Origin of the sequence: Schaalia sp. (assembly GCF_050312375.1) — a bacterium.
Classification (GTDB): Bacteria; Actinomycetota; Actinomycetes; order Actinomycetales; family Actinomycetaceae; genus Pauljensenia; species Pauljensenia hyovaginalis.
In genome coordinates this window covers 1-9,837 of the sequence record NZ_JBNOYB010000007.1, presented here as the reverse complement: position 1 = coordinate 9,837, position 9,837 = coordinate 1, and the positions used below count along the sequence as shown (strand labels likewise).

At 67.5% G+C, this 9,837-nt stretch carries 6 protein-coding genes; 4 read left to right on the top strand and 2 right to left on the bottom strand.

The features are described 5' to 3' along the window. Nucleotides 1-389: 389 nt before the first annotated feature. On the bottom strand, nucleotides 390-995 hold the full coding sequence (locus tag ACQY7V_RS00590; protein WP_154476357.1) for a DUF1349 domain-containing protein: 606 nt from the start codon (nucleotides 993-995) through the stop codon (nucleotides 390-392). A gap of 975 nt (nucleotides 996-1,970) precedes the next feature. Between ACQY7V_RS00590 and ACQY7V_RS00585 the strand changes: the two genes are divergently transcribed. The 3 genes from ACQY7V_RS00585 (at nucleotide 1,971) to pgi (ending at nucleotide 7,069) form a co-directional block, all read left to right on the top strand. Next, nucleotides 1,971-2,630 carry a hypothetical protein gene (locus tag ACQY7V_RS00585; protein WP_303773544.1) on the top strand — a complete coding sequence of 220 codons (660 nt, stop codon included), beginning with the start codon at nucleotides 1,971-1,973 and terminating at the stop codon, nucleotides 2,628-2,630. A 432-nt stretch (nucleotides 2,631-3,062) separates the two neighbouring features. Continuing rightward, entirely contained in the window at nucleotides 3,063-5,351 is a 2,289-nt protein-coding gene (locus tag ACQY7V_RS00580; RefSeq protein ID WP_154477019.1) for a 6-phosphofructokinase, read from the top strand. Nucleotides 5,352-5,392: 41 nt separating this feature from the next. Then, the gene (pgi, locus tag ACQY7V_RS00575) at nucleotides 5,393-7,069 is read left to right on the top strand and encodes a glucose-6-phosphate isomerase (protein ID WP_428638430.1); all 1,677 of its coding nucleotides are present in this window, start codon (nucleotides 5,393-5,395) and stop codon (nucleotides 7,067-7,069) included. 248 nt (nucleotides 7,070-7,317) lie between these two features. Here pgi and ACQY7V_RS00570 read toward each other — a convergent pair whose 3' ends face one another. Beyond that, nucleotides 7,318-8,472, bottom strand: coding sequence for a PPK2 family polyphosphate kinase (locus ACQY7V_RS00570; protein ID WP_428638428.1), 1,155 nt, complete (start codon nucleotides 8,470-8,472; stop codon nucleotides 7,318-7,320). A gap of 396 nt (nucleotides 8,473-8,868) precedes the next feature. Here ACQY7V_RS00570 and ACQY7V_RS00565 point away from each other — a divergent pair. After that, nucleotides 8,869-9,837: malate dehydrogenase (locus ACQY7V_RS00565; protein WP_428638426.1), on the top strand; the 969-nt coding region annotated here is incomplete at its 3' end.

The window sequence follows — 9,837 nt, the reverse complement described above, 5'->3', positions numbered from 1 at the left end:
TTGTTGGCGGAGGGGGCAACCCCATAAGGCGGGGTCATGCGCGTTCCCCTTCTCCTCGCGGGCCGTGAAGGCGGCAACAAGTCGGTCAGAGAGGATGCGCCTTGTGGGGTGTGCTGGCTACAAGTCGGTCAGCGGGGGTGGGGTTCCTGCGGGTTGCTGGCTACAAGTCGGTCAGTAATCGGCTGATTCACCTCTTTTTTGCTCGAAACCTCCCTTGACTCTCCGAGTTGTTGTCGGGGTCGGGGCGTGTCATGTCCGAGTTGTGGTCAGCGGGGATCGGTCGGGTGTCCGAGTTGTTGCCGGGGGTGAGGGGTGTTGTGTGCGAGTTGTGGTCAGCGGGGATCGGTCGGGTGTCCGAGTTGTTGCCGGGGACGAAACGAAGCTCGGACTCAGTGGAGTGAGGCGTCCGCGTCGACGAACCCGCATTCGTGGAAGACGACTTCCAGGCCTGCACGGGTCGGCGCGCAGCAGAAGAGCCCGGCGCGAACGGGTGCGGTCGGTGTCCACGGCGCGACTCTCAGCAATGAGAGGGGCTGGCCGTCGACGCCTGCACGCAGGGTGACGGCATCGCCCGCCCATGAGGCGCGGAGCCGCACTTTGCGGCCAGCGAGATCCGGTCGAGGAGCGACGGACCAATCGGACATTCCCCGAGTGACGACAGCCCCGAGCTGGGGCGCACCGTCAGCGAATTCGACCCCGGCCTTCAGCCATTCCTCCGGGCCGGATTCGATGAACAGGCCGGCCTGGTCGAATTGCTCGGAGTAGTCGACCGTGAAGACGACTTCCAGCGCGCGCGGTGCTTCGACAGGAGCGACGAGGGCGTGAGCCGAGTCATGGATGAATCCGTAGGAAGTGATTCGCCAAGCGTCTGAGCCCTCTTCGGCGCCCACGATGAGGTCGCCTGAAGGAGTCGAGTGAAGCGAGAGAGGAGGGCGGGTCCATGTCCCGGACCACTGCGCTGCGCGCTTCACGTACGAACGACTTTCGGATGTCATGGCACGAGTATCGCAGAGCCTTGGATCGGGCCCTGGGATGACTTTCGGACCGGGGTCTGGAGTGGGGCCTGACGAGCCCGGATCGGGTGCTCGGGACGAATCCCGGATCGGGGGTTGAAGAGGATTTTCGGATCGAGTCTGAGACGACTCCCGGATCGGTGCTTGAGCCGACTTCCGGATCGGGGTCCGAGCCGACTCCCGGATCGGGGATCTGAGACGAAGCTTCGACGCTTGCACTCACACATCCGAGGAGCCCACACCTTTGGGGTGCTTCGCGCGGGTGAATCCGACCTGTTTGGGTACTCCCCCAAAGACCGTTTCTGTGCGATCGTTGCCGTACGTTCGACGACGAGTGCGAAGGAGCCCATCATGAGCGATGATCCGATGACGAACCCGGGCGGCTCGGGCGAGCCCGAAGGAGAGGGGCCTCAGTCATCGATGCCTCCGATCGGGCAGCAGAATCCTCCCGGATTGGCCGATGCGGCGCCCGCTCCTCAGGAACCGCTCCCGCCCGTGCCCTACGCGCAGCAGGCGGCGGGGACTCAGGCCTCCCCCTATGGAGCGCCGCCCGCGCAAGCGACTCCGCCGCCCTACCTCCAACAGCCTCCGATGCCTCAGCAAGGAGGAGTCCCGCCCCAGGGGCCACCGGCCTTCCAGCCCGTTCCGCCCGTTCAGCAGCCCGGAATGCCTCAGCAAGCCGACATGCCTCAGCAGACGGCCCCTCAGCAACCCCCGATGCCGAACACGCCCTACGGTCAGCCTGCCCAGGCTCCGCAGGCCGGAGCAACGGCCCAACAGCCCGCCGTGCCTCCTCACGTACGAGCTTCCGCTCCGCCCGCGGGCGGTCCTCCCTACGTTCATCAGCAGGGCTACCCGCAACCGGGATTCCAGGGCTCGCAGCCCCCGACTCGGCCCTTCGGTCAGCAGATGCCCGGCGCGCCCCTGCCTCCCGGCGGGGCCGTACCGTCCGCCCCGATGATGCCCCCGGCCGACGGCACGGGCGGCGCCCTCGGGAAGAAGGGCGTAGCGGGCTACATCGTCATCGCTCTGCTCCTCATCCTCATGCTCGTCTTCGGCCTCAAGGGCTGCGCCGATGTGAAGCAGTCCGCCGAAGCGCCGATCGACGTCCCGATCATCGATCCTGAGCCCGCCCCCGATCCCGGACCCTCTCAAGACGGGGACTCGAGGGAGAAGCTGATGACCGGGCAATTCCCCGCAGGATACGAATTCAACCTCTTCGAGGAGATGAGGCTGGGCCCCTGGCGCATCCAGTACCAGGGCGTGACGCCGAATGCGATGGGAGTCGTCGAGTCCTCGCTGGAGTCGGGCATGACCTGCGCCCTCGTGAGGGTTCAGGTCGCCTACGAGGGCGAGGTCGCCGAGGGCGAGGACTACTACGACGCCCTCGACATCACCTACGTCCTCAAGGACGGCACGGAGATCGAATTCTGGCAGTCGAGGAATCTGGCACCCCATGATCTCCTCGCTTTCGAGAACTACGTGCTCAAGCCGGGCGAGGCCCGAAGCGGCGAATTCATCTTCGACGTGCCCCTCGACTCGGTGCCGGACAAGGTCCGTTTCACGCTGGTCGGAGGGGAGTCCAAGGAATTCCCGCTGCCGACGAGCCTCGATTGATGCTTCTCCGCCTCCCGGTCGATGGAGTGCACGGCCGGGAGACGGAGATTCTCGCGCCCTCGCCTGCGCGCAATCGCGGGCCGAGGGCATGTCCTGCGGGCAAGAGGAAGCATCGTCGGACGGCGAACGCCTCGGTGATGATCTTGTCGACCACGCTCCGCGAGCAAAGGGAAAAAGCGGCGGGCGAAGGTCGGGATCGGCAGACGCCCTAGCGCCCTTCCCGCCCCGCCCCGAAGGACGACTCCCGCCCCGCCCCGAACGGCGCTGAAAGAGCGGGAATATGTGCGCCGGGTGTGAACGCGGGCGCTTTTCCCGCTGATCGCAGTCGATCACATCCCTTCCGTCTCGGGACGTTTTCACACGTGAGCGTCGATGCGCCATAGACTGCCCATGACTCAATCGCGCCAGAAGTCTCAGGCAGAACGGAACGACATGGGCATCGAACTCGGTCAGACGATCGTCTCGACTGGAAACACTCGCATCGGCGTCCTCACCTCCGGTGGCGACGCACAGGGAATGAACGCGGCCGTGAGGGCCGTCGTGAGGACGGCGCTCGCGGTCGGTGCGCGCCCCTTCGCCGTGATGGAGGGCTGGGCCGGAGCCGTCAAGGGCGGCGAGGCGATCAAGGAACTCCAATGGTCCGACGTGTCGAGCATCCTCGCAGAGGGCGGCACCGTGATCGGAACCGCGCGCTGCCCGGAGTTCAGGGATTACGAAGGACGCCACGCGGCGGCCCGCAATCTCATCGAACGGGGCATCGACCGCCTGGTCGTCATCGGCGGCGACGGCTCGCTGTCGGGCACGGACGAGTTCCGGGGCGAATGGTCCCAGCACATGCGCGAGCTCGTCGACGAGGGCGCGATCCCCCAGGAGGTCGCCGATGAGCACCCGGCGCTCATGGTCGTCGGCCTCGTCGGCTCGATCGACAACGACATGGTCGGAACCGACATGACGATCGGCGCGGATACGGCGCTCCACCGCATCGTCGACGCGATCGACCAGCTCACCAGTACCGCGGCCTCCCACCAGCGGACCTTCGTCGTCGAGGTGATGGGGCGCCACTGCGGCTACCTGCCCCTCATGGCCGCGGTCGCCGGCGGCGCTGACTACGTGTTCACCCCCGAGGACCCGGTGGGGCCCGGCTGGGAGGACGATCTCGCCGAGCACCTGCGCCTCGGACGCGAAGCGGGCCGTCGCGAGTCGATCGTCCTGGTCGCCGAGGGCGCGACCGACCGCGAGGGCAATCTGCTCACCACGCAGCACATCGCCGACACCATCACGGACAAGACGGGCGAGGACGCCCGCGTCACGATCCTCGGACACGTCCAGCGCGGCGGATCGCCCTCGGCCTACGACCGCTGGATGTCGACACTGCTCGGTTACGCCGCCGTCCAGGAGATCCTCTCCACGGGCCCCGAGGACGTGCCGTGCATTCTGGGCGTGCGCCACAATCGCGTGACGCGGATCCCGCTGATGAAGGCCGTTCGGGATACGAGGGCGGTCAAGGACCTGATCGCGGCGGGCGATTTCCCGGCCGCTCAGGCGAGCCGAGGCACATCCTTCACGACGATGGTCGAGATCAACCGGATCTTGTCGACCCCGCCGCAGATCACCCCGGTTCCCGAGGGCTCGCGCAAGCGCATCGGCGTCCTCCATGCGGGCGGCCTCGCCCCCGGCATGAACACGGCCGCCCGGGCCGCCGTCCGTCTCGGCATCGCGCGCGGCTGGACGATGCTCGGCGTCAACGGGTCCTGGAGGGGCCTGGCCGATAACGACGTCCGAGAGCTCACCTGGGCGGACGTCGAGGGCTGGGCCTTCAAGGGAGGCGCCGAACTCGGCACCCGTCGTGAGGTCCCCGAGGTCGAGCAGTACTACGCCCTCGGCCGCGCCATCGAACGCAACGGCCTCGACGCCCTCGTCGTCATCGGCGGTCTGAACGCCTATCTCGCCGTGAAGGCGATGATGGACGAGCGCGATCGCTACCCGGCCTTCCGCATCCCGATCGTCCTCATCCCGGCGTCGATCGACAACAACCTGCCGGGCTCGGAGCTGTCGATCGGCGCGGACACCGCGATCAACAACGCGACCTGGGCGCTCGACCGGATCAAGGAGTCGGCGGCTGCGACCAGGCGCTGCTTCGTCGCCGAGATCATGGGCAGGCGATGCGGCTACCTCACGCTCATGTCCTCCCTGTCGTCCGGGGCCGAGTACATCTACCTCAACGAGGACGAGGTCGACCTCGAGTCGATCGCGCAGGATTCGAAGCGCATGGTCGAGTCCTTCGCCGGGGGGCGCAGGCTGTTCCTCGTCCTCGTCAACGAGGCCGTGTCGAAGTTCTACGACCGGGAGTTCCTGGCCTCCGTCTACGAAGCGGAGTCCGGCGGCGTCTACGACGTCCGCCACTCGGCACTGGGGCACCTCCAGCAGGGCGGGGCTCCGAGCCCCTTCGACAGGCTCCTGGCGACCCGGCTCGCGAACCGCGCGCTCGAGCACTTGCACAACCAGTTCACCCGCGGCGAGTCCGAGGGCGTCTACATCGGCCAGGTGGGCAATCGGATCGAGGCGCGCCTCGTGAAGAACATGTTCGACGATCTCGACATCGTGAACAGGCGGCCCTTCGACCAGTGGTGGCGCGAACTCACCCCCGTCCAGCGGATCGTGTCGATGAAGGACTGCGGGACTCCCGCGTCGGCGATCACGATCGCCTCATCCGAGGCCTAATAGACTCGACCCTCGAGGAAACCTCCAAGAACAGGAGCATCATGACCGATATCCCGGCGATCGATCCGATGACGACGCCCGCGTGGGAGGCGCTCGACGCGCGTGCCGACGCTTTCGACCCCGACCTGCGGGCCTGGTTCGCGGCCGACCCGAAGCGGGCGGCCACGTGGACGCGCGATGCAGCCGATCTGCATGTCGACCTCTCGAAGAATCTCATCGACGAGGACGTGCTCGCCGAGCTGCTGGCGCTCGCCGAGCAGACGGGCGTGCTGGATCTGCGCGACCGCATGTTGGCGGGCGAGCACATCAATGTCACCGAGGACCGGGCAGTCCTCCACACGGCGCTGCGGCGCTCGGCCGAGGATTCGCTCGAGGTCGACGGCCAGGACGCGATCGCCGATGTCCACGAGGTCCTCGCGAAGGTCTACGACTTCGCCGACCGCGTGCGCTCGGGCGAATGGACGGGCATCACCGGCAAGCCGGTCGAGACCATCGTGAACGTCGGCATCGGCGGTTCCGACCTCGGCCCGGTCATGGCGTACGAGGCGCTCAAGCCCTTCGTCCGAGAAGGCCTCGAGTGCCGTTTCATCTCGAACATCGACCCCACGGATGCGGGCGAGACGACGAAGGGCCTCGATCCTGAGACGACTCTCGTCATCGTTGCCTCCAAGACCTTCACGACCCTCGAGACGATCACGAACGCGAAGGTCGTGCGCGAGTGGTTCCTCGGCGCGCTGCGCGAACGCGGCCTGGCGACCGACGAGGCGGGGGAGAAGGAGGCGATCGCGAAGCACTTCGTCGCCGTCTCGACCGCTTTGGACAAGGTCGCCGAGTTCGGCATCGATCCGAACAACGCCTTCGGCTTCTGGAGCTGGGTCGGCGGTCGCTACTCCGTGGATTCGGCGGTCGGCACCTCCCTCGCCCTCGCGATCGGTCCGGATGGCTTCGAGGACTTCCTCGCCGGTTTCCGCGCGATGGACGAGCACTTCGCGACCGCTGCGCCCTCGGATAACGTCCCGCTGCTCATGGGCCTGCTCAACGTCTGGTACTCGAACTTCCTCGGCGCCGACACCCACGCGGTCCTGCCCTACTCGCAGTACCTGCACCGTTTCCCGGCCTACCTTCAGCAGCTCACGATGGAGTCGAACGGCAAGTCGGTGCGCCGCGACGGCGCGCCCGTGACCTACGACACGGGCGAGGTCTTCTGGGGGGAGCCCGGCACGAACGGCCAGCACGCCTTCTACCAGCTCATCCACCAGGGCACGCGGATGGTCCCGGCCGACTTCATCGCCTTCGCGAATCCGGCGTGGCCCTTCAAGGAGGGTGAGAAGGACATGCACGAGCTGTTCCTCTCGAACTTCCTCGCGCAGACGAAGGCCCTCGCCTTCGGCAAGACCTCCGAGGAGGTGCGTGCGGAGGGGACGCCCGAGCACATCGTGTCGGCGCGCGTCTTCACGGGCAACCGTCCGACGACTTCGATCATGGCGCCCTCGCTCACCCCGCGCGTCCTCGGCGAGCTCATCGCCCTGTACGAGCACATCACCTTCGTCCAGGGCGCCGTGTGGGGGATCGACTCCTTCGACCAGTGGGGCGTCGAGCTCGGCAAGGTGCTCGCGCTCCAGATCCTCCCGGCGATCGAGGGCGATGCGGATGCCCTGGCCGGACAGGATCAGTCGACGAAGGCGCTCATCGAGTACTACCGGGCGAATCGGGACTGATCGGACGAAGCCCGGCTCGAACTGAAGGTGCGGGTGGCCTTCCCCAGGCGGGGAGGCCACCCGCATTGCGCGTCCGGTCTTCGATCATGCGCCCGCTCTTCGCCCGTGCGCATGGCCGTCGATCGTGCCCGCTCTTCGAAGGGGGCCGCTCGGGGGCGGCGGGGCCTTCCGGGCACCTTCCGGGATTCTCAGCGGGCTGTCAGACCTCGAAGAGTCTGCCGGACCCGTTCATCAGACCCCGAAGGCCGTCAGATCCCGATCGGGCCGAGGGGCTCGAGAACGATCGTCGACGCGGAGGCGGATTCGGGGACGGCCTGCGCGGCGAGCCGCTCGTTCCGGTGCGCATGCAGCGACTCCGGCGAGCGCTGCGCGTCAAGGCGCCGCTTCGCCTCCTCCACATCGAAATCCGCCGCGGGCCACTTCGGGTCGATCTCCTCGAGGGCGCGGACGAGGATCTCCTGGACGGCGAGGCGCGCGTACCACTTGTGATCGGCGGGAACGACGTACCAGGGTGCCATACGGGTTGAGGTCCGCGAGATGACCTCGGTGTAGGCGCGCTGGTATGCGTCCCACCGGTCCCGGGTATCGAGGTCCCCCATGGAGAACTTCCAGTGCTTATCGGGCCGCTCGAGGCGTTCGAGGAGGCGCGCGCCCTGCTCCTCGTAGGAGATGACCAGGCAGATCTTGATCACGCGGGTGCCCGAACGGATCGCCTCGACCTCCATGTCGTAGATGTCGTGATACCGGCGGTTGAGCTCGTCCTCATCAGCGGAGAAGCGCGAGGACTCGCCGCTGAGCGCGGCGGCAGTCGGAACGAGGAGGTCCTCGTAGTGCGAACGGTCGAAGACCCCGATCATGCCCGGCCGAGGGAGACGAGGACGGACCCGCCAGAGGAAGTCGTGAGCGCGTTCTTCCTCCGTCGGGGCCTTGAAAGCGGTGAGGGCGACGCCCTGAGGGTCGACTTGGCCCACGACATGACGGACGATACCGCCCTTCCCCGCGGTGTCGAGCCCCTGGATGATGAGGAGCACGCAGTCGCGGCCCCCGCCCTTCGACGAGGCGTAGAGGCGTTCTTGAAGTTCGGAGAAATCCTCGGCGCGGGACGCGAGGGCCTTCTCGGCGGCCTTGCGGCCGCCGGACCAGCCCGGGGTGGCGTCGCGCGCGACGGTCGCCAGGTCGAAGTCGGGCCCCACTGCGAGGGCGCTTCGCGGATCGAGGTCCCAATCGCGGGAGGGGCCGGAGAGACGGGGTTCGGAAGGAGTCCGCGCCCCCGTCCCCTTCTTCTCCTTCTTCTTCCGCTTCTTCGCCCGCGCGTCCTCGGCGATCGCCTTCGCGCGTAAGAGGGCTTCCGCGCGCGCCTTCGCCTCGGCCTTGGCCCTCTTCGCATCCTTCTTGGCGCCCATCGCCGTTCCTCCCGCTGTCGGCATCGATCCCCTTTCCACTGTAGTCAGTCGGGAGCACCGTTCCGGGCGTTCACCGCGGTCCGGGATCGGGGTGGAGGAGCGGGCTACGGGAGCGGGGATCCACGGATGGGCCGGAGGGGAGGACTCGGCGCTCAGCCGGGGGAGGGGAGGAGAAGGACGGGGCGCTCCCGGCGGTTCCTCCGCCGCAGGGCGATGGGCGGCGGAATGACTGAGATCACGCGTTGAGAAGATCCTCCTTCTTGGATCCTGGGACTGCATACCCTTACCGATGAGGGCCGCTCCGCTTAGGCTATGGGGCATGGGTGCGCGGTGCGCACCGCCACCAGTCGGCGTCGATATCCGGCGCCGCTTACGAATATGAAGGAGTGCCGCATCATGGCAGAACCTCGCATCGTCACCGTCACCGGCGCCGCCGGAAACATCGGCTACGCCCTCCTGTTCCGGATCGCCTCCGGTCAGCTGTTCGGTCCCGATGTCCCCGTCAAGCTCCACCTCCTCGAGATCCCCCAGGCCGTGAAGGCCGCCGAGGGCACCGCGATGGAACTCGACGACTGCGCCTTCCCGACTCTCGCGGGCGTCGAGATCTTCGACGATGCCACCAAGGCCTTCGAAGGCACGAACGTCGCCTACCTCGTCGGCGCGATGCCGCGCCGCCAGGGCATGGAGCGCGCCGACCTCCTCGAGGCGAACGCCGGCATCTTCGGTCCGCAGGGCAAGGCGATCAACGACGGCGCCGCCGATGACGTGCGGGTCCTCGTCGTGGGCAACCCGGCGAATACCAATGCGACGATCGCGCAGAACGCTGCTCCGGACGTCCCGGCCTCCCGCTTCACCGCGATGATGCGCCTCGACCACAACCGTGCGGTCGCCCAGCTCGCCCACAAGACCGGCGCCGCCGTCGCCGACATCAAGAACCTCGTCGTGTGGGGCAACCACTCCGCCGACCAGTACCCGGACGTCTCCTACGCGACCGTCGCCGGCAAGCCCGCCGCCGAGCTCGTCGACGAGGCCTGGCTGGCTGAGACCTACCGCCCGGTCGTCGCCAAGCGCGGCGCTGCGATCATCGAGGCGCGCGGAGCCTCCTCGGCCGCCTCCGCCGCGAATGCCGCGATCGACCACATGTACTCGTGGATCCACGGCACGCCCGAGGGCGAGTGGGTGACCTCCGCGATCATGTCCGACGGCACGCACTACGGCGTTCCCGCGGGCCTGTGCTACGGCTTCCCCGTCACCTCCGACGGCGGCGAGTGGCAGGTCGTCGATGGCCTGGAGATCTCCGAGGCGACCCGTGCGGGCATCGATCACAACATCGCCGCGCTCAAGGAGGAGTACGACGCCGTAGAT